This is a genomic window from Paenibacillus radicis (ex Xue et al. 2023), assembly GCF_024722015.1.
GTDB lineage: Bacteria > Bacillota > Bacilli > Paenibacillales > NBRC-103111 > Paenibacillus_S.
This window is the reverse complement of sequence record NZ_JANQBD010000020.1, coordinates 153,648-175,186: the sequence shown is the minus strand read 5'-3', so window position 1 is coordinate 175,186 and position 21,539 is coordinate 153,648. Positions and strand designations below refer to the sequence as shown.

Below are 21,539 nucleotides of genomic sequence, written 5' to 3'. Positions count from 1 at the left end.
GTAACGTTCCTGCTGGGATGTTTAACTCTTCTGCAATCTGCGGAACGCTCTTTGTCTGTTCTTGAATGTACTTTACTGTCTTTTCTTTAAACTCATCACTGAACCTCTGTCTCATCTCACCCACACCGGACACCTCTTCCTCTTTGTAATTTAATTATCTGCATTCTCTTATGAGGTGTCCACTTTTTATTCTAGATCTATTTTATATTTTAAGAGCGAGCAGCGCCTCATCTGTTGTCTTTCTTTAAATACATCATTCATAAAATTAGAAACCACCTTAGCATAGTGCCAAGGTGGAAACTGTTTCAAGCGAGCTTCGATTGTTCACGAAAAGATTCTGCTTTGTTTTTCATTGCATGATCGATCCTATAGATGTTGACCACATTAAGATTTAATAAAAACAACCGTACATCCTTTTCAACTTCTGTTCCTTAATACACTCTCAGATAATCAGTATGACTTAATGATGTTGTGATATTTAGCTAGCTCTCTTCTTTTTTATCACTTCATGATCAATAAATGTAAGTTAATTTTATTCTTGCGTAATTGTTTGAAAAGCCGCATACCTATTCCTGTTTGCCCTCTATTGCAAGCAGCAGCACGGCGGCCGCAAGACCAAAACGGCGGTCTAACTGATTGGCAGTATCCAGCGAAAAATCTACATTCAACTTACTGACAAACGGGTTAAAATTCTGTCCAAAGACGGTAATCGTCTTGGAGTTTATCTCCACATTGAATTTTTGTGGAATCAAGTTGATCAGGAACCTTCTGAGCAGCGCTAACAGAATGCTGTCTTCCTTGATAAGCCCAACCTCCGATTCATTTGGATCTAGAATAATCCACTCATCCTTGAGAATCGACTTCATACCTTTACGGCGCAAGGAACCGAGCCTTTCTCCAGTTTCGGTATCGACCACATCATAGGTCGCCGAGAAATCAATAACGCTGCGTGCCTTAATGGTAATCAACTCTTCTTGCATAGTTTCGTCGCTGTATAGCCGAATGTCTTCCTTCAGCTTGAAGGCTTTCATCTGCGAGAACAGAACCAATTGGCCGCTATTGTCGTAAATGTGAAACTTTGATCCCAAAATAGAGAGGATTTTTTTTCTAACCAAATATTGCGTTTGGGTTAACTTCGGTTTCATTGCTCAGCCTCTTCTTTCTCTATATTCTACATTCTTTCCACACACCGCAACGTGCCTGTCAGACTTCCCTCATTCGGCTCAACCCATTCGTGCGGATTCGACAAAAAATGTCCCGTCCACCTTATTAAATTCGATAATTTCATGGAATATCCTTCCTGCAAAAGCTTGCCTTATATATGTTAGGAACCCATGAAATACAAATTTTCTATATTTTTCCGATAGTATCCATACTTGAAATTAATGATTCACACGAACATCTCATCAATGAACAGGTAGAGTAGCCGATAATAAGAAGATGGCTTTGTTTTCTTTTTAGCTTTGGTGAAAGCTTCTTCCGTCCAAGGGAACCGGTTAACTGGTTTGTGAGCATGTTGAAGTAAACATGATTTACATTTGTATAAATAAATTAAATTTGATAAAATAATTGACCGACGTTCTTTAAAATCGAGGTGATTCTATTGAAAAATAAAGAGGTTAAAGACGTCACTTTAAATTTTTTTTTTGCAATTCGTGGGTATGAGGGAGTATCTAAGTCTCAAATTGCCGAGAATATCGGAATGAGAAAACTGTCTCTCTATGCTCATTTCAAGGGATAGATGATCTTTGATTTGTTTCAACAGAGCCTCATGGACCGTATTTTGGAGAGGTATTTCACAGCTATGATTTTACAGAGAGAGGTATTGCTTCATGAAGAAACCATTGAAAGAACAAAAAACAGTCTTACTCATTCTATTAAGTAATATATTCATTATTTTTCTGGGAGTCGGACTTATCGTCCCTGTTATGCCGTCCTTTATGAACATTATGCATTTATCAGGCCAAACGATGGGTTATCTTGTAGCGGCCTTTGCATTCGCACAATTACTTATGTCTCCCCTGGCAGGGCGATGGATTGACTGTTATGGCAGAAAAAAAATGATCATAATCGGCTTATTCCTCTTCAGCGTATCCGAGTTGATCTTTGGTGTAGGTACACATGTATCCGTTCTTTATCTATCCAGACTTCTAGGAGGCATTAGTAGCGCATTTATTATGCCAGCCGTTACTGCCTTTGTTGCAGATATTACCTCAGTAGAGGAAAGGCCAAAAGCGATGGGCTATATTTCTGCCGCCATTAGTATCGGTTTTATTATTGGCCCAGGTATCGGAGGTTTTATTGCTGAGCTGGGTGTGCGTGCCCCATTCTACTTTGCTGCTGGCTTCGCATTGATAACATGTATTTCATCCCTATTTGTTTTAACAGAGCCACTAACCAAACAGCAGCTTTTAGAAACGATTCAGCTTAAAAAAGATACAAACTTTGTAAGTGATCTCAAACGATCATTTCATCCACTATATATTATTGCCTTTATAATTGTGTTTGTACTGGCCTTTGGTTTATCAGCATATGAAACTGTATTTAGTCTGTATTCTGATCATAGATTTGGTTTTACTCCACGAGATATTGCTACCATTATTACAATAAGCGCAATCTTCGGGGTTGTAGTTCAGATCTTTATGTTTGGTAAAATGGTAGATAAACTCGGTGAAAAGAAACTCATCCAGATATGCTTAATTGCTGGTGTAGTATTAGCGATAGCATCCACCATGATCTCTAGCTATTTAGCCATCTTGCTAATAACATGCTTCATCTTTCTCGCATTTGACTTGCTACGACCAGCATTAACGACCTATTTATCAAAAACTGCCGAAAAAGAACAAGGATTTATTGCTGGAATGAACTCAACATACACAAGCTTAGGTAATATCGTCGGGCCCGCGTTAGGCGGTATATTATTTGATGTAGACATTAACTATCCGTATCTCTTTGCTGCTGTCATTTTGTTTATTGGTCTTGTAATTACGATGATGTGGAAAGAAAAACAATCAACTGGCAGCTTGGTGAAATAATGTGAGGAACACTCAAATAAAAAAAAGAAACCCATACTGTAAAAGCTAAAGGTCCCTCAAATCCAATCAATTAAATTACTTCTTCAATGGAAACGTGTCGACGGGATGCATGTCTGTTGGAGCATACCGTCTTTTACCGCCGTGTTTTATCTATTTAATCACTGGTGCCCTATTATATCCTTTGTCATCGTATGGCTGCAATTTCTCCAGCCACCGCTTTTCCATTTGCTTAATCTCCCAGCGCACGTCGGTAACTCCCTCGGTTTCCTTCTCCTCCAGCACCTCATAGGTGAAAGCTTCAGCCCCCAGTTCCTTCCAGTCCTTTTGCAATTGGGAATTGGCAAACCTGCCCATGTCCAGTTGTCCCTGTATGTTCATCCATTTGTTTTTCAAGTTGGGGTAGCTATCTACATAAATTTTGCCGTTGGTTTTGTTTGTTATTTGTATGGCACCCATGTAGGTCTTAAGCTGCTTGTATTCCTCCTGAAGCTCCCTGCGCTTGTTCTTGTCCATGTCTTTCTCTCCTTTCGGGTTCGATAACTGACTTCTACAATTATAAATACCGAGCTATAATCCGAACCAACTTCGTTGGTAGCTCTTTTAAATCTGTAATATCCAAAAATCTCTCGTTCCCATAAATATGACTAATTACATCTTTGTCCTGACCTATCGCCGCTGCAAGAAAGGTAATTCCTTTCCGTTCATATTCGGCTATGGTCTGCTGCATATCTTTGATTGCATAATTTCCGGTATAATCCTCCATGGCCTTCGGTTGTCCATCACTTATACTGATCAACAATTTTGTCTGTTGTGGTGAAACGGCTAATCGGTCTGCCATAATTCTAAGAGCCATCCCATCACGGTTATTGCTTCTTGCTCGAATTCCCATAAGTCGGAATCGATCGTTGGAATCTGTTTTATCAAAATCGGTATAAGCATAAATCGACATTTGCTCCAGCTTGGAAGCATCCGCTGTATCTCCGTAGATTAATATGGGAATATGGCAAATCTGACAAAATTCATATACGGCTAACACTGCACGCTTGGCAGCTTCTAATCTCCCAAAAGCGGACATGGATGCTGATTCATCCACTCTTAGACCGACCACAAGGGAGGGAGATTCTGTTGGAGGAAGTTTCTTGGCAAAGTACCTGAAATCCCGATAAGCAATACTATCCGCCTGAAATTTACTGCCATAATATTGATTCCTTGCAAACTCGGATGAAATTTCATGTTCCAATAGTGGAAGTGTCTTCCTGGCAATCTCCCGTACGATAGGCATAAGTTCCTTGCTTAGACTGATATATTCCTGCGGGGATTCAATACTATAATCCGGACGGTGAACAATGAGCTTAATCTTATTATGAATAGAATCGGACACAATCTCCCTTGCGTCGCGATTTAGCTTTTTACGGAAATTCCGATCTTTTTGTTTCGCTTCGTCTGACATTGGCTCAGGATTTGCCTGATGATATTTAGGGGGACCATCCTCTCCCGTATCTGAACTTTCCATATCGGTAGAATCATCAGTAACATCGGATGTACTTTCGTCACTATCCGCTGATTTTTTTAACGCAATCCCCTGTTCCTCTTCCTTGTCGTTGTCCTCAAAATCAGTGTCGTCAATAGTTCCCCAAGTTCTTATTTCTGTTTCATCAAATTTTCTTTTTTTTTTAATTCAATCTCAACTTTATCTAGCCCTTCTAACAAACCTTGGCTTTTTAGTGCATCTTCCAATAGCTTGATTTCTTCGGAATCAGTTGTAATCTTGTAGATGACCTTATGATAAAGCGATTCTTTTACCGAAGCACCCCCTGCAACCGCATCCGCCCAGTAGAAAAATGAACGCATACCCGCCACACCTTTAATCGCATTCGCCCTGGCTGTTCTATCCAAAACAATAATGATATCAGCTAATACATCCAACACCTTTTCATCCCTATAACCGGTTTTGGAAATTGCCCTTTCAATCATAATTTCTTTGGTTGGCAGATCCATCTTTTCCGTATGCTGAACTCTGTCACGCAACGCTTCGTTTAACGGTCTGGTTCCTGCATAGCTGCGATTTGTTGTGATGACTGCGATGAAATCCGGGTGTCTGCGAATGATTTCTGTGGGAAGGTTAATGCTTCCGTCCAGCTCTAAGGCAGAGTTGAGTGCCATTAGCACCGCGGCATCACGAATAACGGTTGGTTCCTGAATTTCCAGAAGATAGCCTTTTTGATAGGCTCTAACGATTTCGGATGGGTAAAATCGATACTCAACCACTTCATCCTCGGTGTTTTGCTCAATCCTTGTCAGTACTTGCTTCAGCTTTAAGGCAGCCTGTTCCTGTGTAACTCCCAGTACGTTCATTAATATTTCAGTTGTGCTTTGAAAACCGTCGCTTTCATATAATGCTTTCAGAACGGCTTGCTCTGCGGGCTCCATCTTCTCTATTCGTTCGGATGATATAACCGGCAAAATAGCCCCAATAATATCTGATTTGTCCATATCGGCAAAACAGGTCACTTTCGTATAAGGCAGCCCTAAATTGGATGACAATGCTTTTGCAAGCTGTGTTTTACCGGAACCTGCGTCACCCTCTAACAAAATATTGGCGATTTTCATTTCGCCGCGATTCCAGTTGCGCTTTATTTCATTACATATGCGCAGCTCTTCTTCGCTTACCTTATGAGATAATGGCTTCTTCCAAACAAGTTCTTTTTCTACATCTGTCAGTTGTCTTGTAGGGGACAAATAGTATTGTCCGTTGTCGTTCATAATATTTCTCCTCCTGCAACATTTTAGTACCCCATTTCTTTTAATAGCTGGGATAATACACGAAGTCGTTCTCCAATCATTTCGCCATCCTCACTAAGAGCCTGAGCGAACAGCTTAATATCATTATCAATCATGGGATTTTCTGTGCAGACGGCTACACTCATAGCATCGCCTTGCAGCCCAATGCGGTCGATCGTAGTGTTATCAGGGTCATACATTTTCGGGAAACGATAGGCATCCTGAAAAAACAAGTTGCTCCTGCAAATCAATATGGCAAGGTCAAGAACACGGTGCATAGGCAATTCCTCTGACTGCCTTGACCACTTCTCCCCTGTATACCTCCACACTTTGGCTGAGATATCGACCTTCCCTCTATCGTTCCACTGGGCCAATCCCAGGGATAATCCTTTTGCATCTGTGTTTCGGGCGTAACGGCCGTCAACCTGCTCATAATTTTCCGATACGACTACTGGTTTATGTTTTAAAGTTGTTGGGATTTTCATTTTTTCCACACTCTCCATTTTAAATTTTGCTAATTCGTTTTACTAATTTACTAAATTAGTAATTTACTAAATATATAACTTATCTTAGTCTGCATTTCGTCATCTGTCAATGCAGTTAATTGACCAAAAGTTGCCTTTACGAATAGGTATATTCTGTCCACCCACTATTAACTTATAAAAAAACATCCATAATACCGCTCCAAATAAGCCTGTATAGAAAACTGTGTAGTGTGCCAAATTAACATTGTTTCAATTACTACCTGCATGGAACACATGTGATTTGCCATCGCTAAAATGGTTAGTCAGAGAAATAAAAATAGACCGGGGCAGGTTGCACCGATCCGCACATACTAGGAATCTTTTTAGTAATGGTTCAAAAATCTTAGTCCCTTTAAAAATGTTCTCCCCGATTTCTGGTCCCTGTTGCTAATCCTTCTATTTGGAGTATCTTAAAATCCTCCTATACATTGTCTTATCCTTCAAAGTGTTAAAAATACTCATATCAGGTTGAGTGTTAATTTCCAGAATCCATGGCTTCATCTTAGAGTCAATTGCTATATCAACACCGAAAGCACGTTTACTTTTATAACTTTTACCAAGGACTTTGCTCGCTACTATCCCTAATGTTACAATTTTTTGAATATATTGTTTTCTGGAGTCGCTTTTAAGATGTGATTTGAGTAATGTTTCTATAGGCAAAGGAGTGCCTCCTGAATGATAGTTAGTTACTATCTTTTTAGGTTTCGCTAACCTTCCAATAATTCCTGTCGGAACCAATTCTTTATTTCTGTTCTTTTGTACCATAACTCTAATATCAAATGCTCGTTTGTTATGTTTTAACAAATCAATACCTTCCTGAACAATATACTTATTTTTAGTGAATAGTAGTTGATGTGAGTCATATAAAGCGCCAATTGAACTGAAAGATTTCGAGGTGGTCCCGCTTCTTAACGAATAGCCGTTATTGGTTTTGGTTAGTTTATATATCCCATGGCCCCCTGTACCCTCATCAGGTTTTAAGTAAAGCGATTCGTATAAACTTATCATTGTTTTTATATTGGATTTAGTGGCTAATCGAGTATCAGGCAAGTATGCGTTTATGGCATCAAATTTTTTCATGAAATTATGTTTCCCTAATTTACCCATTTTGTACTTAACCTTTTTCACATCATCAACCTCCTGCATCTTCACCAGATTAATATATGTGCACAAGTAAGTGTCAGGTACAGGCTAGAGTTGGTTTTGAAAACTAATTTCACAAATTCCGGTTGAAGCCACCTCGAACTATTTTCAAAAAAGCATGACATGCCCAATATCCGATTGAGCTTGATCATGCTTGGTTACATTCAAGTATTTGTTTAATTTTTGTATAGCGTTATAATTAATGTAGATCTAATTAGAACTGGAAGGATGTTGATTATGTTTTCAAACATTGTGTTAGCCTATGACGGTTCCAATTCTTCGAAAAAGGCACTTGAAAAAGCAATCGAAATTGCTAAAATTAATGATGCAAAACTTGAAGTTGTTCACTCTCTACATAACCGTGCTGCTATACTTGGAGAAGCAATATTTACACCTTCTGATGATTATGAAAAGGACTATTTGGAGCATACGCAAGTAATAATAGACAAGCTGAACGACGAACTGTCACCTATTCCAAATGCAAAAGCGACACTACTTATAGGTAATCCAGTTACAACTATTTTGAATTATGCTTATGATATATCAGCTGATCTGGTAATTGTAGGAAATAGAGGGCTATCTGATGTTAAGGAATTTTTCTTGGGGAGTGTAAGCCATAATTTAGTCCAACATTCTAAGATTCCTGTGCTTGTGATAAAATAATACAATCATACTCTGACATCCCGAGCGGATGTTTTTTTAATTATGCTCCAAAATGTTTCGCCGAGCCAGCATCTTAAGCTTACTATGAAATTTGCCTTTCGCCATCATTTAATGGTATCCTGTACCTCTCCAACAATGCTTATAAAACAGAACAAGTGAGGATGAAATCAATGAAGAAAGTAGTTATCTTAACAACTATGTGTTTATCTTTATTAGTTGTTTATTTCCTCCATAGGAATGGCTTGAACTTCAATACTTTTATTACTTCTACTGAATTATTCGTTGTTTCTTTAATATCAGGCGAAATTTGGGATTATATCAATAATCATCGTAATTAATTCAGGCTATATGTCCCATTTAATAGAAAATTAAACCTCATTCATCATAATCCAACAAATTTCTACTCTTAATTAACACATTCCTTCATTTATGCATTATTATATATAGAGGAGGGATGTTGAAGTGCCGCGCTTACTTTATGAATACATCTATGTGAATATGTGGATTTTATTTTTTCTTACTCTAATGTGGACTAATGATGGTCAAATATCTGTATTTGAAGGATGTTTACTAATTATCATTTCTATTACAGGCATTGCCCTTGTAGCTAAAAAGCAACTTCGAACACCAAATAGTGCTAAATTTCGAAAGCCCTTTTAGGAGCTTTCTTTTTTATTTGTTCTTTTCTAAGGGAATGTAATTATTATTGGAACTATATCCCCCGTTTAGGGGATTTTGTATATAAAACTGCCATGCTAAAATAACATATAAAAAACAGAGTGGCAGTAGCAGGAGTGGATTTAAAAATGCCGTATTATGAATTTAAAGAGATCTGGACACCGCTTAAATTAATTGGAATACGTTTCTATAGAGATGACCAAGAGAGAAAATGGGTCAAGTTTTTCGGGAAATCAAGGCGGTTACTTCGTTAATCCTATGGGCCGCAGGTTATTGCTTTCTTAATCTATTACTGCAACACTTAATTTTTGTCTTCCGAATTGTCTTGCTTCTTTTAAATCATCAAAATAAATATCAAGGTGGCCTTCTGTAATTCGACTCCCACGATCATGACAAATATATGTATGATCCAATTCTTTGATATAAATTTCGGTTCCAAATGACATGGATTTAGGACAAGCTGCTGTTATTCCTTCTTGAACTTGATTTCCACTGGCTGTAACGCCGTAACCTTTCTGACCTTTCTTCTTTTGCGTACTTTCATATCCTGATGTAAAGGCTGTTACTGAATAGGTCTCATAATTATTCTCATCGACCTTTTGTTCTTCTTCCAATGTAATACTCTGGGGAGCATTGACTACTTCAACAGTCTCATTATTCTCAATGATATTTGCCGGCATGTCCGACTGAGCGACGGTATATGGGTTTAAGGTGTCTATTTTCGCTTCTCTTGCTTGAGACGCACTAGTGAAGAACAATGTGCTGCTCAAAATAATTATGACAAAAGAACGCTTCTTAAATGAAATCATAGCATCTCCAATCTTTGTTGTGATTTTGATATTTTATAGTGCATTTGATGATTATAAACATAAAGCTGCCGCAATTTCATTAGAAAATGTACCCATTTTACCTCGCTCAAGCACAAATTATCCAATATCATCCAAATTTCAACCATCAAAAATAGACATCCATTGTTAAGATTTATTATGGGTTACACAAAAAAATCCCCACAAAGTGGGGTCTTGCTTCGAAGTTAAAATTTGGCTAATTTTTAAATGTTAAACTTCTATACTAAAAATTATTTTATCTTTGCTTATAGCTCCTAAAGCCAATTGTTTATCTAGCTCCTCTTGGTCGACAACTTGATAACCCTTATTGTTAAAAACATCGTTATTCGTTTCAGATGAATGAACAACAAAGTATGATTTTTGATTTTCTCTTGAAAGCATCTTTGAACGATCAATAGCATGTTCTTTTGTCATTAAATGTTATCCTCCCCTATTACTTACACGTGTTCATCCATGCTTTTTCGCCAAATCCCTCTCAATCTGAAATTTATTATCTTTTAAACTTCTCACCATTTTCATCTAATATTTCCACAACGTTTTGAATTGGAATTTTAAGAATGAAGCAGAGTCTTTCAATGGTTTCTAAAGTGACAGATTCACCTTTGCGGATTTTAGCAAGAGTGCGTGAAGAAAAGCCATGAGATTCGATTAACTCTTTAAAAGTTACTCCGTCCTGCTCTATCACCTTCAAAAGTGGATTGTAACTTATCATATTTTCACCCCAATCAACTACCAATAAATCCCATATTTCGACTCTAGCACATTTACATTAGTAAAGTCAATGATAGGTAGTTAATTTAATAGAGTATAGCTGTCAATATCAATGTATAAATCTTATCGTTTTGGAAAAATTATCTTTAGACTATAAGGAGGGATACGAATCAATGCCGAAAGAAAAAATCAATATAGAAACGGACGGAAATCCAGAAACGGTTTATGAAGATACAGCTGCTCATGAGCGAACTGGATTTATGGTTGAAGATACGAAGCAAATTAGCTATGAAGATGTAAATGATGATGTAGTTGAAATAAAATATTAACATACGGTTAAATACAAGAAGAGCAAGCCTCCAACATCATGGAAGCCTGCTCTTTTGCATAAATGTACGGATCGATAGTGTAAGGTCTTCATAAATCCTCTTCATGTCAACAAAGTTCTTGCTGGGACAACGGAACAAAATGGGGGCATTATCTTATCGATGGATGGCGTTCAGCCTGAAAAAGGGAATGAAACGCTTTATGTTTTACGAGAAGTATTCAGTGGCACGGTGTTCGCTGTCGTAGTTTTAAAAAAGAAAATGTATTAATTAATTTGGCAATATGGTAATTTGATCAGACAAGGAGGATGCCATGAAAACAGCGAGAATGTTCTCCATACTTATCTATTTATTGAAGAAAAAATTAGTTTCTGCCGATGAACTAGCCAATGAATTTGAAGTAAGTAAAAGAACGATCTATAGAGATATGGATGCTCTATCAGCAATCGGAATCCCTATTATTTCTTATCTAGGAAAAAATGGTGGTTTCACATTAATAGATAACTATCAACTAGATAAATTTACATTTAACGAAGAGGAAAAGAAATTTTTATTAGAAGGTTTAACATTAAAAAGTGAGTTATTTGATAACAATCAATTATCCGTGTTACAAAGAAAAATAGAGCTTTTGAAAGAAAATAAGGAAGAATTTCATTCTAATATTACAATAACATCATCTACATTACACCGAGAATCGATAGAAGAAGAAACCAAATTGAAGATAAAAAAAGTACTCTCTGTCATTGATGAGGGGTATAAAATTTGTATTCAGTATGTGTCACAAACAGCCAATATTTCGAGTAGAATCATTCAACCTTTAAAATTAAATTTTATGAATGGGAGTTGGTATTTGGAAGCCTTTTGTGAATCCAAAAAAGCTTTAAGATTATTTAAATTGACTAGGATAAGAAGTATGGAGGTCATACTTGACAATACTCGAAATGTTTATACGGTGGAAAATGAGTACTTAACTCCTAAGTCCGTTAAAGTTGAGGAGATTATATTGCTGTTTTCCAAAAGTGAACTTGGTAAGTTATACGATTTTTTTACGGAAGATGAAATATCAATCCTTGAAGATGGGAGTATAAAAGTAGCCTTTCATTATGACAGTGCTAAAAATGTATTGCCATTTCTACTCATGTTTGGCAGGCATGTAAAGATATTATCTCCACTATGGCTTAAACATGAATATAGGAATGAAATTAAATTTATTTATGAAAGCTGACAGACTGTTGTCATAATATGAATGTTATATTTTCTATATTAAAACTAGTAGGAGGAAATATACATGCACGCAGCAGTAACTGAAAAGCTTATTTATGGCAAAAAAATAAGAACCAATAATCAAAATACAGACAAAATACTTAGTCTGTGGGAAGAATTTCTTCGTTTAAATGTAAAAGGTGATATCTATGCTGTTTATAATAATTATTCAAGTGATTTTACAGGTGATTATGATTTGCATATTGGTTCTGAAGAGAAATATATCGATGAAAGCAGCGTCCTCATTCTAGCAGGAAACTACCATGTTGTAGAGGTGGATAATACCGACCCACAGGGCGTCTTTCATGCTTGGGTGAATATTTGGAAAAGTGATATTAGAAGAGCCTATACAACTGATTTTGAATTCTATTCTAAAGATGGAAGTATAAAAATATTTCTATCCATCTAATCAAGAATAGGAAAAAGATCCACAACCCTTTGTTGTGGATCTTTTTCTGTCTTTAATAACAAATTATCGATTGCGTGAATTAATCGCAATACCGAAGGCTACCTCAACGACTTTGAGCAAAAATGGAATTTACTTAACAGTTAGTTAATTATGCTGTCGTAGTTTAAACATCCTAAAAGTAGTCAAGTAACGACAACTGTATTCGAGCACCTTTTTATCTTCTTTCTGCTACTCTATTAAAAAAGCAGGAGGAAGAGGGTAGCCTATGACAGATTTTCTAATGTTGCCAATCATGATGATTGTTATTGGCTGTGTTGCGCTTGCAACCATATTCGGGCTACGGTCCATTCTTAAAAAGTTTGAAAAGTAGGGCCATTAAATTAATTCGTCCATAGGCTTCAACAGAGCACTCCAGCATTCAGGCGTATCTTTAGAGTTATTGACATATAAAGCTCGTAAATACTTTGAGACGTTGTTAACCTGATTTTCTATCAAAACCTCCTTTATTTCGGAAGCTTTTACCGGCACCGTGTTATTTATTATACTCTTGAAGCCACTTAGCGGTAGAAAAATAGCCGGACTTTTCTTGTAGGAACAATGAGTTGGAAAACGCGGCGAGCTTCCCGAGTCGTACTTGGATAACTTACCTGCTGAATAATGCTCCAATAATAAGGAAAATGCATCTAATTCTAGAACAGCAAACGCTTCATCCGTCTCTCTTCGAGCATAAGTATCCACCATTTTTCGGCAATCCCTTAAGGTTGGCCACAAAAAAACATGCATATCGAGACAAGCTCGAAATTGTTCCTGTGTTACTCCGGGTGCTATCATACTGTCAGGAATTTTTAGGTGAGCATTGATTGTAATCAAATAATTATTATAGTCCACTTCCTTGGCCCCTGTTCGTCGAACTCCTGCAAAGTGGGGATGCAAGTTATAACTGGATAACAAAGCATTGAAATGTGCAATAGCCGGTAAATTCTTTGCTCTAGTAAAATGGTAAAGGGACCTTCTGCCTTTTGCTTTCGTTATTGCAGCTATAATGGCTTCAGCATTACTCATGACCTCACACCCTCGCGTCTATTTTGATTTTAGTAGGATTTCAAAAAAAGCTCCATTTCAAACAAAATCATTACCGACGTGTATGATTTCATCACAATATGAAAGAGGAGCGGTTCATGGGCAGTAAAAATTAACTAAAAAAAGCAGTCCAAAACTGGAAAAACGTTTTGGACTGCTTTTTTGCATTATTGTAAATGCTAAAATTTCTGTCAGTTGGCAGCACTTACTTTTTCTGCTGATATAATCAAGAACATGGGTCTTCGATTTTCGTCTTCCATCAATGAATTGTTCTTCAGCATTTCTTCGGATGGCATAGGTTCCTTAATGGCGTTTATTGCAAACCCGGCTCCAATTAAGTCATTGATATAGGTTGAGATTGTACGATGATATTTAATTACATTGTCTGTTAAAAATGATGTTTTCCGCATTCCCTCCGCTTGATAGTTGTCCACGGGCCAATGCAGACGGTTTCCTTGATCATCAAGATACCAATCTTGTTCATTTCGAGAAGTAAATATAGGATGTTCAACTGAAAAGACGAAAGTACCTCCTGGCTTCAGACAATGATGTACTTTTTTGCAAATCAGTTCAAATGATTCGATATAGTGGAAAGCCAATGAACTGATAACGATATCAAATTGTGAAATTGAGAAATCGATATCTTCAATCGGCATTTGTATATATGAAATTGCAGAATCATCTGTTTGTTCACGAGCCATTTGAAGCATTTTCTCTGAAATATCGACACCTACTACTGAACTTGCTTGTTGCTCACGAGCGAATCGACAATGCCAACCAAAGCCGCAGCCTAAATCAAGCACACTTTTATTCCGTAATTCCGGTAGTAAAGATTTGAACACATGCCATTCTCCAGCACCTTCAAGTCCTTGGATTGAACGCGGCATTTGCTTGTAAGCTGAAAAGAAATTGGAATCATCATATTTATTTTGTTTCATCAGTTATGCATCTCCTGTCACAATTATACCCGTAACTTGTCTCTTCTATATGTAGTCTGTAATTCACTCTCATTATCAGTGGAAAGCAAAACCCCAGTAATCATGCCCAGCATTATTTTTTTCATCGACGTCACCCTATTCCACTATATATCCCTTTAACTAGCTGAGCTGTTTCCACTTTTGTTCTAACGTTTGCGGAATATAGTTTTCCATTTGATTTAAAAGCTCCATAGGTTCATTGGAAACGTTTATCAGACTGAGATGTGAGGAATTGGAGAAGCCTTCATTTATGCTGTATTTAATCAGATTCATTAAGGGATCAAAATAATTTCGGATATTAAGAATGCCTACCGGTTTTTTATGTATACCTATTTGTGACCAGCACAGGACCTCGAAAAGCTCTTCATAAGTCCCAAAACCGCCCGGTAAAGCAATAAACCCATCAGCCAGCTGCCCCATTGTAGCTTTGCGCTCATGCATATTTTCTACTTCTATTAACTGAGTCAGCTCTCTATGTACCACCTCGCCCTTGAACAATCCTTTAGGCATCACCCCGATAACTTGACCTCCGCCGTTCATGACGGCATTAGCGATTTCACCCATTAATCCGATTTTAGATCCACCGTAAATTAATCGATAATTATTTTGGGCCATGTAAGTACCCAGCTCAGCAGCTTTAATTTGATATTCGGGATGCTCTCCTAAATTCGATCCTGCAAAAACACATATTGATTTCACATTTTCATCTCCGGACTATATATAGTTATCTTTCATTGTATAATATACTATATGTTGAAATATAAATCATCTTAAAGATCAAGGAGTGCTATAAAATGGAAATTAATGATGTCCAAACATGGATTAAACATTTTTATGGAGAAAGAGGCTGGGCCAGCTACAGTCCTTTTATAAGAGTTGGATTTCTTATGGAAGAAACAGGTGAGGTTGCACGAGCAGTCCGATCTTATGAAATCGGTAGAGATCGCCCGGATGAATCCATTCAATCCAAAGATCAACTAAGGCAAGACTTAATTGAGGAAATTGGAGATGTTCTAGGCAATATTTCATTACTGGCAGATTTGTACGATATATCTCTAGAAGAGGCTTTTACCGCACATAAACAAAAGCTGCTTAAACGATTCAACTTATAGAAAATGATTTCGTCAAGTCAGATTTCGTTTTAAACAGTATACAAAAATAGGTTCTTCACGTTAGAATAGCGTTCCCACATGAGAGTTACTAGCTATGGCTTATTTTGTGGCTCTCCAGTTTCCCATTTTGATCGAATTGCAGAATAAGTAAGCTGTCATCTACCCCTAACCCCGCTCTCCCTAAGTAGTAAACATACTGGAGAGCAGGTTCTTCCAACTTCTGTTCTGGCTCCCCTAATAAGCTAATAATTTCCTTATCCGATTTCCCTATAAGTTCGTGTTTATTTAACAAATCATATACCATACTATTTCGTTTCTCGGGATCATCTAACCAACTCTCTGAATTGAATTGATTTTGACAAGAAGAAAGAAATAGTACGGACAGCAAAGTGAGTAATATCTTCTTCACAATTTGTCCCCCTTTCGATTTCAATAAGCAGTCTTATATAAAAGACATGAATTAGGGAGAAATTGTTTCATTCGTTTGACCGATTGTTAGTCTCACTAGCTCGATGGATGTGCTGACTTACGCCTTTCTTTTAGTAAAAAGGTCAAGGGTACAGCAAGCACACAAATGATCGTAGCCGTCATAAAAACATCCTGCACACCCAAGGTCATGCCTTGCTCTTTCACGAATTGGGCGCTTGCTTCCCCTCCTCCAATCAGCTCCTTCTGGTGAATCAAAGACCTGGCAGCGAGCAAAGAACTGAATATCCCGATAGACAATGCACCCGTTGCTTGACGTACCCAGTTGGTTACAGAAGATGCGTGTCCGGATTTCTCTTTGGGAATCGAGGACATTCCTGCGTTCATAACGGGCATAAATGCCAAGGCAATTCCCATGTAACGAATCGTCATCCAAACCGCGACATACAGATGTGTAGCCTGCAGCGAAATATGACTCAACTCCCAGGTCGATATGATCAGCAGTGCGATACCGCCAAGAATCAGCCAGAAAGGGCCTGTTTTCGCATATAGCTTTCCAACAATCGGAGATAAGAAAGCCATAATCAAGGAACCGGGCAACAACACCAATGCCGTGTTCAGAGCCGTCGATTGCTGGATATCCTGCAGGAAAACCGGGATTAAAAAAGTACCTGAATATAAAGAAACGGTTATAATACAATTGATTATCAAGCTGTATGTAAAGCGATTTATTTTAAAAACACTCAAGTTCAGCAGCGGTTCCTTCAAGGAAAGCTCTCTACGAATAAAATATACCAATGTCGCTGACCCAACAATGAGAAAAGTGAGTGTTTTCCATGAGGTCCAACCCCAACCGTTCCCTTCGCTAAACGCCAAAATAATGAAAGAGCTGCTGATTAGAACTGTTATAAAACCGGGTAAATCGAATGTTTTCGAGTGGCTTGAGCGCTGATAAGGAAGGCATTTGAACGCAACGACAACAGCTGTGATCCCAATCGGCAGGTTAAGGAGAAACAACGATCTCCAACCCAAGTATTCGGTGAGCCAACCTCCCAATGTCGGTCCAAAAGCCGGAGCCAGCATGGAGGATAAACTCCATAAGCTCATCGCGAAAGCCTGTCTGTCCTTTTCAATAAATTGATAGATCATCGTCATCGTTGTCGGTATAATTAAGCCGCTGAATACCCCTTGCAGTATCCGAAACCATACAAGCGATTCGATATTCCACGCGATCGTACATAAACCGGAGAATAGCGTAAACCCCGATAGGGAACATATATACAATCGTTTATAGCTCCAACGGTCACCAAAATAACCGACAACTGGAGCAACGACTCCAGTAGCCAGTAAGAATCCGGTAATCATCCATTGAACCGCACCTAACTCTGCATGAAAATCTTTCATAAATACCGGAAATGCAACATTGATCGTTGTGGAACTAAGAATGGACATAAAATTCCCGAAAAAAATAGATAAAATAATGAACCAAAATGATGAATTTCTTGCTGCCTTATTAGCCATTATTTCCTCAACCTTCCCATCGCAAAGTTTGCTTAATACTCAGTTATCTCAATCATCCTATTTATCCAACAGATTAGCGTACCAAAATGGATTTATTTGTATGTAGTTGTACGATGCAACTATATCATGTATTATTGTATAACTACATACCCAAATGTCAATACCCTACAAAGGAATGATGAAACAATGGAAGAAAAAGATCTGGAATTGATCGATTATGAATTAGTAATTCTTATTCGCCGCACCACTTTGGATAAAGAGCTGGGAGGGTTAGACCGATCAACCTATACGCTTCTCACACAGCTGTCCAAGAGTGGACCTATAGGCGTTAAGGCGTTAGCTGACGAGTTCCATCTCGATGTATCGACGATAAGCAGACAAACGACTGCTTTGGAAGCCAAGGGGTATGTGCAGCGATTACCAGACCCAACAGATGGAAGATCCAGTTATTTTCAAGTTACGGAAGAAGGCATGCGAAAAGTAATGAACGCCAAAAAAGCCCGGTTAGCCAGGCATGCTCAGTTATTCAAGGATTGGTCCGATGAGGAACGTCAAAAGTTCGGGGAGCTGCTGGCAAGACTGAACCGGACGTTTGTTGAGTAAGCGGCAGCCAAGGCGTTCACCACGGGCGATCTCGCGTAAGCCCTTCGAAGCTGCCGAACCATATCGGCAGCTTCGTCCTATAAGTGAATGTCCCTCTTATGACACACATAAATGACCGCAGGAGGTTAGCCTAACTGTCGGAATGCCATTACAAACGATATCAATGATGCAACAGTAGCGATAGTCCGCACATGATTCCAAGCTACCCAGCTGGCGTTGTAATGTGTCCATACATCAGCGCCTTTCGCACTAATGGGATCCACAGCTGCCAACGCGTCGTTCAGCGGCACATTGAACACGAGAGTAACCAAAAAGGAGCCGATGAGATAGATCAGGCTGCCTGCGAGGAGATAAATCGAACCCGCTTCGCCCCATCTGAAAAATGAGGTGATCGCCAGAACGGCGCACGCCAAGGCCGTACCAATAAATACTACGATAAACACCGTATTGAGTATAACGACATTGATAGACTGCATGGCTGCAATGCCTTGCGCCGCTGGGAGTCGCGCAAGGGCGGCCATCACGAATACGGAAAAAGCAAAGAAAATTCCGGCGATCAATCCTGAGCCCAGGGCTGAGAAAAAGGTCAAGCTACTTAACAAGCGATCGCTCATCTCGAACCTCCCCCCAGACGCCAGTCGCCGCTGTGTCTCGAGCATAGTCGGTAAAATCTCTTGGCTCCCGACCCAGGGCACGCTGAACACCGTCTGTCAGGTGGGAGTTGCGACCATCCAGCACCTTAGTGAACAGATCGGTCAGCAGCGTTATGATATCAGCCGGTAGGTCTTGCTGTGCCAGCTCATTCGTGAACTGCTCCGCTGTGAGCTGCAAATAGCGGACGTTTCCGCCGCTAGCCTTGGCAATTTCTTCGGTCGCTTCTGCGAAGGTAAGCGCACGTGGACCGGTCAACTCGTATAGCTGACCGACATGACCGTCCTCAGTCAAAGCCGCGACTGCGACATCCGCAATATCCTCAGCGTCGATGAATGGCTCCCTAACATCTGCGACCGGGAGAGCGACTGTTCCGCTGAGGACAGACTCCAGCAGGAAGCTCTCGCTGAAGTTCTGGCAGAACCAGCTCGCCCGCAGGATCGTCCAGTCAGCCCCCGATTCCTGCAACGCCTGCTCGCTAAGCTGAGCCTCTTCTTCGCCTCGACCGGATAGCAGCACCAGTCGCTTGACCCCATGGTCCACTGCAAGTTTGGCAAAAGCACCAACCGCTGCTGCTGCACCCGGAAGCGCTAGGTCAGGGTAATACGTTATATATACCGCCCTTACATTCCTCAACGACAATTCCCAGGTGGACGGGTTCTCCCAATCAAAGGATGGTTCGCCCGTACGGGAACCAATCCTTACCGGCAAGTCACGCGCCATCAACCGCTCAGCCACACGACGACCTGTCTTTCCTGTCCCGCCAAGAATCAAAATTGGCTTCTTTACATCAGCAACTGATTTCGTACTTGCATCATGGTTCATACTAATCTCTCCCTTATAATAATTGTTTGCGCAAGCAAATATTTATCTAAATAAAGAATGATTAATCATTCAATATTTTCTAATTGATCACTTACCTTATATAGGTGAAGTGATAGGTCGTCGCCTTCCTTTTCTCCTAATAATTCGGAGTATCGTTTACGAAGGTTATTCCAGCATTCATTGATCGTTTCATCCATCGCTTTACCTTTATCCGTGGCAAAAATAAGCGATAACCGTCCTTCTACTCGGCTAGTGATCAATCCTTTGATGACAAGCTTCTCAATAAGACGGGTCACTGTTGAAGGTTGCAGATGGAGCATTTCACCTAACTCTTTTTGTGAAATCCCTTCCTTTTCAAAAACGGCCATTAATAAAAAAGCAGAAGTTGGTGACAAACCACTTGTAGCAAACTCATCCTCTGCCATTTTGCTAATTACTCTTCCCAGTCGATTGGCAGTGAAGTACAGACATTCTTTCAAATAGATCCCAAGCACGGTTTCAGCCTCATCTCACAATAATTGCTTGCGCATACAAATATAATACATTTACAAAATATTGTAAAGTCCATTTTTTCTTTTTCCTTTACCATTATTCATTATGGCTATCCATTAGTTCATTTAATTGCATATATCGATAACCATTGAGGAATAGCAGCCATCGGGTTTAACTTCCAATCACATAATTTATCAAGCTCTTCACGCGATCTGGTATCTCTTTGATCACTTGATTCATCTATCCAAAATGTACCATCCTCTGCATACATTTCTTCTAAATGCTTAATGTTCAAGCCTGATGAAATAACAGCATTCATTATATCCTGTATCCGCCATTTGTAAGTTGGTATTTCTCCGAAAGGACCTGTTGAGTCATATGGCTTTACTACCGTTATCTTCTCTGTATCTCTTCCCAACGGTCGCATAAAAGGGTGAATGTCAAACATTATGTAACGACCCTTGTTATTTAAAATTCTATGTATATTGCTGTACATGGAATTCAAATCATTAATCCACACATGGACGCCGTTAGATGTAAATACAAAGTCGTATTCACCGCTTTTTATTTTGCTTAACTTCATAGTATCATCGCATACAAATTCAATATCCCAACCATGTTTGTGGGCTATATTAGCGCTATTCTCCAGTTGTTCTTCCGATATATCGGAAGAGGTTACTTTGGCTCCCATCAAATGAAAAGCAAAAACAGCATGGTTATCACCGCTTGAAGGAACACAAATTCGTTTGCCTTCCAGGTTTGGACATGCCTCTTTTATCATTGAATACGTGGTTGGATGAAAAACTGATTCTGGATGTTTGATTATTTTTGAAATTGCTTCATCCGTTCTATATCTTTTATACCAATTGCCTGACCATTGATTCCAACTATCTCTAATTACATGAATATGATTTTCCATTAAAATACCCCCGCTTCATTAATTTTATTTCTTTAATTTACCTTTTCCGCTTCAGATTCCCATTGCTCTTTACTGCCAAGGTAAAAACTAACCACTGTTGGGGAGTCCTCTCTACGACCATCTGCATAACCCGTACTATGGCTTCTTGTGCTTATAGCATGTATGGTTTCCTCATATTGCCCTGTTTCCGTAAGTTTGCCGTCTCTGCCAAGATAGAAAACACTCATGGTTCCTGCTTTCATCGGGGTGGATGTTTTTAGCTTTCCGTTAGCAGGAATGTGGTACACATAGGTACGATGTTCTTTTTCGAGCGGCTGAGACTCCGCCTGACCAAATGTGACCTCAACCCAGCCGGTATAACCATCTGAGACGATATATTTGTGATGTTCGGGCGACATGAATGCCGTATACCCACCGATTATGCCCAACAACACAACAACGATGACAGATACAGCAAGCAATACTTTCAATCCCATCACCCTCCTGAGTTAATTTCTATGTATGCCCTTTTTACCCACAACTTCTTTATTCATCTAAACCGATTAGTACAAC

The 21,539-nt window shown here is 39.1% G+C and carries 28 protein-coding genes; 8 read left to right on the top strand and 20 right to left on the bottom strand.

What is annotated here, in order from left to right; genetic code table 11:
* The coding region (locus tag NV381_RS25670) for a transposase (RefSeq protein ID WP_258212789.1) at window positions 1-115 on the bottom strand (115 nt) is incomplete at its 3' end.
* 451 nt (window positions 116-566) lie between these two features.
* Window positions 567-1,145: a hypothetical protein gene (locus tag NV381_RS25665; protein ID WP_258216145.1), complete on the bottom strand. Its 579-nt coding sequence runs from the start codon at window positions 1,143-1,145 to the stop codon at window positions 567-569.
* Between the two features lie 449 nt (window positions 1,146-1,594).
* Here NV381_RS25665 and NV381_RS25655 point away from each other — a divergent pair, with 449 nt between their 5' ends.
* On the top strand, window positions 1,595-1,741 hold the full coding sequence (locus NV381_RS25655) for a TetR/AcrR family transcriptional regulator (protein WP_258216144.1): 147 nt from the start codon (window positions 1,595-1,597) through the stop codon (window positions 1,739-1,741).
* Window positions 1,742-1,832: 91 nt separating this feature from the next.
* Window positions 1,833-3,035 (top strand): MFS transporter, encoded by a 1,203-nt coding sequence (locus NV381_RS25650; protein WP_258216143.1) that lies wholly within the window; start codon window positions 1,833-1,835, stop codon window positions 3,033-3,035.
* 150 nt (window positions 3,036-3,185) lie between these two features.
* Here the strand turns inward: NV381_RS25650 and NV381_RS25645 are convergent, their stop codons facing one another.
* The 5 genes from NV381_RS25645 to NV381_RS25625 form a co-directional block, all read right to left on the bottom strand.
* Window positions 3,186-3,548: a GIY-YIG nuclease family protein gene (locus NV381_RS25645; protein WP_258216142.1), complete on the bottom strand. Its 363-nt coding sequence runs from the start codon at window positions 3,546-3,548 to the stop codon at window positions 3,186-3,188.
* Window positions 3,549-3,588: 40 nt separating this feature from the next.
* The gene (locus tag NV381_RS25640) at window positions 3,589-4,548 is read right to left on the bottom strand and encodes a vWA domain-containing protein (protein WP_258216141.1); all 960 of its coding nucleotides are present in this window, start codon (window positions 4,546-4,548) and stop codon (window positions 3,589-3,591) included.
* Window positions 4,549-4,676: 128 nt separating this feature from the next.
* On the bottom strand, window positions 4,677-5,798 hold the full coding sequence (locus tag NV381_RS25635; RefSeq protein ID WP_258216140.1) for an AAA family ATPase: 1,122 nt from the start codon (window positions 5,796-5,798) through the stop codon (window positions 4,677-4,679).
* Window positions 5,799-5,821: 23 nt separating this feature from the next.
* Window positions 5,822-6,301, bottom strand: coding sequence for a DUF6530 family protein (locus NV381_RS25630; RefSeq protein ID WP_258216139.1), 480 nt, complete (start codon window positions 6,299-6,301; stop codon window positions 5,822-5,824).
* Window positions 6,302-6,736: 435 nt separating this feature from the next.
* Window positions 6,737-7,468, bottom strand: a complete 732-nt coding sequence (locus NV381_RS25625) for a YheC/YheD family protein (protein WP_258216138.1) — start codon at window positions 7,466-7,468, stop codon at window positions 6,737-6,739.
* A 252-nt stretch (window positions 7,469-7,720) separates the two neighbouring features.
* On the opposite strand from NV381_RS25625, the gene NV381_RS25620 reads away from it, so the two are divergent.
* A complete protein-coding gene (locus NV381_RS25620) occupies window positions 7,721-8,146 on the top strand; it encodes a universal stress protein (protein ID WP_258216137.1) in 426 nt (141 codons plus the stop codon).
* A gap of 959 nt (window positions 8,147-9,105) precedes the next feature.
* On the opposite strand, the gene NV381_RS25615 is transcribed toward NV381_RS25620, so the two are convergent.
* From NV381_RS25615 to NV381_RS25605, 3 genes are all read right to left on the bottom strand, one after another.
* Window positions 9,106-9,633, bottom strand: a complete 528-nt coding sequence (locus NV381_RS25615) for a 3D domain-containing protein (RefSeq protein WP_258216136.1) — start codon at window positions 9,631-9,633, stop codon at window positions 9,106-9,108.
* 249 nt (window positions 9,634-9,882) lie between these two features.
* Window positions 9,883-10,086: a hypothetical protein gene (locus NV381_RS25610; RefSeq protein ID WP_258216135.1), complete on the bottom strand. Its 204-nt coding sequence runs from the start codon at window positions 10,084-10,086 to the stop codon at window positions 9,883-9,885.
* 76 nt (window positions 10,087-10,162) lie between these two features.
* The gene (locus tag NV381_RS25605; RefSeq protein ID WP_258216134.1) at window positions 10,163-10,384 is read right to left on the bottom strand and encodes a helix-turn-helix domain-containing protein; all 222 of its coding nucleotides are present in this window, start codon (window positions 10,382-10,384) and stop codon (window positions 10,163-10,165) included.
* A gap of 172 nt (window positions 10,385-10,556) precedes the next feature.
* Here NV381_RS25605 and NV381_RS25600 point away from each other — a divergent pair, with 172 nt between their 5' ends.
* The 3 genes from NV381_RS25600 to NV381_RS25590 all read left to right on the top strand — a co-directional run bounded on the left by NV381_RS25600 (window position 10,557) and on the right by NV381_RS25590 (window position 12,381).
* Complete coding sequence (locus NV381_RS25600; RefSeq protein ID WP_258216133.1) at window positions 10,557-10,712, top strand: hypothetical protein; 156 nt, start codon at window positions 10,557-10,559, stop codon at window positions 10,710-10,712.
* A 310-nt stretch (window positions 10,713-11,022) separates the two neighbouring features.
* Window positions 11,023-11,934, top strand: a complete 912-nt coding sequence (locus tag NV381_RS25595) for a helix-turn-helix transcriptional regulator (protein WP_258216132.1) — start codon at window positions 11,023-11,025, stop codon at window positions 11,932-11,934.
* A gap of 63 nt (window positions 11,935-11,997) precedes the next feature.
* The gene (locus tag NV381_RS25590) at window positions 11,998-12,381 is read left to right on the top strand and encodes a GyrI-like domain-containing protein (RefSeq protein WP_258216131.1); all 384 of its coding nucleotides are present in this window, start codon (window positions 11,998-12,000) and stop codon (window positions 12,379-12,381) included.
* A gap of 375 nt (window positions 12,382-12,756) precedes the next feature.
* On the opposite strand, the gene NV381_RS25585 is transcribed toward NV381_RS25590, so the two are convergent.
* The 3 genes from NV381_RS25585 to NV381_RS25575 all read right to left on the bottom strand — a co-directional run bounded on the left by NV381_RS25585 (window position 12,757) and on the right by NV381_RS25575 (window position 15,137).
* Window positions 12,757-13,443: a DUF7002 family protein gene (locus NV381_RS25585; RefSeq protein ID WP_258216130.1), complete on the bottom strand. Its 687-nt coding sequence runs from the start codon at window positions 13,441-13,443 to the stop codon at window positions 12,757-12,759.
* A 209-nt stretch (window positions 13,444-13,652) separates the two neighbouring features.
* Window positions 13,653-14,399 (bottom strand): class I SAM-dependent methyltransferase, encoded by a 747-nt coding sequence (locus NV381_RS25580; protein WP_258216129.1) that lies wholly within the window; start codon window positions 14,397-14,399, stop codon window positions 13,653-13,655.
* Between the two features lie 159 nt (window positions 14,400-14,558).
* The gene (locus tag NV381_RS25575) at window positions 14,559-15,137 is read right to left on the bottom strand and encodes a TIGR00730 family Rossman fold protein (protein WP_258216128.1); all 579 of its coding nucleotides are present in this window, start codon (window positions 15,135-15,137) and stop codon (window positions 14,559-14,561) included.
* A gap of 95 nt (window positions 15,138-15,232) precedes the next feature.
* Here NV381_RS25575 and NV381_RS25570 point away from each other — a divergent pair, with 95 nt between their 5' ends.
* Window positions 15,233-15,550 (top strand): MazG-like family protein, encoded by a 318-nt coding sequence (locus tag NV381_RS25570; RefSeq protein WP_258216127.1) that lies wholly within the window; start codon window positions 15,233-15,235, stop codon window positions 15,548-15,550.
* An 88-nt stretch (window positions 15,551-15,638) separates the two neighbouring features.
* Here the strand turns inward: NV381_RS25570 and NV381_RS25565 are convergent, their stop codons facing one another.
* Window positions 15,639-15,959 carry a lipoprotein gene (locus NV381_RS25565; protein WP_258216126.1) on the bottom strand — a complete coding sequence of 107 codons (321 nt, stop codon included), beginning with the start codon at window positions 15,957-15,959 and terminating at the stop codon, window positions 15,639-15,641.
* Window positions 15,960-16,054: 95 nt separating this feature from the next.
* Window positions 16,055-17,497: an MDR family MFS transporter gene (locus tag NV381_RS25560; RefSeq protein WP_258216125.1), complete on the bottom strand. Its 1,443-nt coding sequence runs from the start codon at window positions 17,495-17,497 to the stop codon at window positions 16,055-16,057.
* 186 nt (window positions 17,498-17,683) lie between these two features.
* Between NV381_RS25560 and NV381_RS25555 the strand changes: the two genes are divergently transcribed.
* Complete coding sequence (locus NV381_RS25555) at window positions 17,684-18,100, top strand: MarR family winged helix-turn-helix transcriptional regulator (protein ID WP_258216124.1); 417 nt, start codon at window positions 17,684-17,686, stop codon at window positions 18,098-18,100.
* A gap of 125 nt (window positions 18,101-18,225) precedes the next feature.
* Here the strand turns inward: NV381_RS25555 and NV381_RS25550 are convergent, their stop codons facing one another.
* From NV381_RS25550 to NV381_RS25530, 5 genes are all read right to left on the bottom strand, one after another.
* On the bottom strand, window positions 18,226-18,714 hold the full coding sequence (locus tag NV381_RS25550; protein ID WP_258216123.1) for a DUF1772 domain-containing protein: 489 nt from the start codon (window positions 18,712-18,714) through the stop codon (window positions 18,226-18,228).
* A complete protein-coding gene (locus tag NV381_RS25545; RefSeq protein ID WP_258216122.1) occupies window positions 18,692-19,576 on the bottom strand; it encodes an NAD(P)H-binding protein in 885 nt (294 codons plus the stop codon). Before NV381_RS25545 ends, NV381_RS25550 begins: the two co-directional genes overlap by 23 nt.
* A 65-nt stretch (window positions 19,577-19,641) precedes the next feature.
* Window positions 19,642-20,001 carry a MarR family winged helix-turn-helix transcriptional regulator gene (locus tag NV381_RS25540; protein WP_258216121.1) on the bottom strand — a complete coding sequence of 120 codons (360 nt, stop codon included), beginning with the start codon at window positions 19,999-20,001 and terminating at the stop codon, window positions 19,642-19,644.
* 188 nt (window positions 20,002-20,189) lie between these two features.
* Window positions 20,190-20,987, bottom strand: coding sequence for a class I SAM-dependent methyltransferase (locus tag NV381_RS25535; RefSeq protein WP_258216120.1), 798 nt, complete (start codon window positions 20,985-20,987; stop codon window positions 20,190-20,192).
* Window positions 20,988-21,019: 32 nt separating this feature from the next.
* Complete coding sequence (locus tag NV381_RS25530; protein ID WP_258216119.1) at window positions 21,020-21,457, bottom strand: DUF6843 domain-containing protein; 438 nt, start codon at window positions 21,455-21,457, stop codon at window positions 21,020-21,022.
* Window positions 21,458-21,539: the final 82 nt, after the last annotated feature.

What these genes read in the sequence shown, in the direction of transcription:
- NV381_RS25665 (WP_258216145.1), bottom strand. Translation starts at nt 1,145, where the DNA reads ATGAAACCGAAGTTAACCCAAACGCAATATTTGGTTAGAAAAAAAATC.
- NV381_RS25650 (WP_258216143.1), top strand. Translation starts at nt 1,833, where the DNA reads ATGAAGAAACCATTGAAAGAACAAAAAACAGTCTTACTCATTCTATTA.
- NV381_RS25645 (WP_258216142.1), bottom strand. Translation starts at nt 3,548, where the DNA reads ATGGACAAGAACAAGCGCAGGGAGCTTCAGGAGGAATACAAGCAGCTT.
- NV381_RS25640 (WP_258216141.1), bottom strand. Translation starts at nt 4,548, where the DNA reads ATGGAAAGTTCAGATACGGGAGAGGATGGTCCCCCTAAATATCATCAG.
- NV381_RS25635 (WP_258216140.1), bottom strand. Translation starts at nt 5,798, where the DNA reads ATGAACGACAACGGACAATACTATTTGTCCCCTACAAGACAACTGACA.
- NV381_RS25630 (WP_258216139.1), bottom strand. Translation starts at nt 6,301, where the DNA reads ATGAAAATCCCAACAACTTTAAAACATAAACCAGTAGTCGTATCGGAA.
- NV381_RS25620 (WP_258216137.1), top strand. Translation starts at nt 7,721, where the DNA reads ATGTTTTCAAACATTGTGTTAGCCTATGACGGTTCCAATTCTTCGAAA.
- NV381_RS25615 (WP_258216136.1), bottom strand. Translation starts at nt 9,633, where the DNA reads ATGATTTCATTTAAGAAGCGTTCTTTTGTCATAATTATTTTGAGCAGC.
- NV381_RS25610 (WP_258216135.1), bottom strand. Translation starts at nt 10,086, where the DNA reads ATGACAAAAGAACATGCTATTGATCGTTCAAAGATGCTTTCAAGAGAA.
- NV381_RS25605 (WP_258216134.1), bottom strand. Translation starts at nt 10,384, where the DNA reads ATGATAAGTTACAATCCACTTTTGAAGGTGATAGAGCAGGACGGAGTA.
- NV381_RS25600 (WP_258216133.1), top strand. Translation starts at nt 10,557, where the DNA reads ATGCCGAAAGAAAAAATCAATATAGAAACGGACGGAAATCCAGAAACG.
- NV381_RS25595 (WP_258216132.1), top strand. Translation starts at nt 11,023, where the DNA reads ATGAAAACAGCGAGAATGTTCTCCATACTTATCTATTTATTGAAGAAA.
- NV381_RS25590 (WP_258216131.1), top strand. Translation starts at nt 11,998, where the DNA reads ATGCACGCAGCAGTAACTGAAAAGCTTATTTATGGCAAAAAAATAAGA.
- NV381_RS25585 (WP_258216130.1), bottom strand. Translation starts at nt 13,443, where the DNA reads ATGAGTAATGCTGAAGCCATTATAGCTGCAATAACGAAAGCAAAAGGC.
- NV381_RS25580 (WP_258216129.1), bottom strand. Translation starts at nt 14,399, where the DNA reads ATGAAACAAAATAAATATGATGATTCCAATTTCTTTTCAGCTTACAAG.
- NV381_RS25570 (WP_258216127.1), top strand. Translation starts at nt 15,233, where the DNA reads ATGGAAATTAATGATGTCCAAACATGGATTAAACATTTTTATGGAGAA.
- NV381_RS25560 (WP_258216125.1), bottom strand. Translation starts at nt 17,497, where the DNA reads ATGGCTAATAAGGCAGCAAGAAATTCATCATTTTGGTTCATTATTTTA.
- NV381_RS25555 (WP_258216124.1), top strand. Translation starts at nt 17,684, where the DNA reads ATGGAAGAAAAAGATCTGGAATTGATCGATTATGAATTAGTAATTCTT.
- NV381_RS25550 (WP_258216123.1), bottom strand. Translation starts at nt 18,714, where the DNA reads ATGAGCGATCGCTTGTTAAGTAGCTTGACCTTTTTCTCAGCCCTGGGC.
- NV381_RS25545 (WP_258216122.1), bottom strand. Translation starts at nt 19,576, where the DNA reads ATGAACCATGATGCAAGTACGAAATCAGTTGCTGATGTAAAGAAGCCA.
- NV381_RS25540 (WP_258216121.1), bottom strand. Translation starts at nt 20,001, where the DNA reads ATGGCAGAGGATGAGTTTGCTACAAGTGGTTTGTCACCAACTTCTGCT.
- NV381_RS25535 (WP_258216120.1), bottom strand. Translation starts at nt 20,987, where the DNA reads ATGGAAAATCATATTCATGTAATTAGAGATAGTTGGAATCAATGGTCA.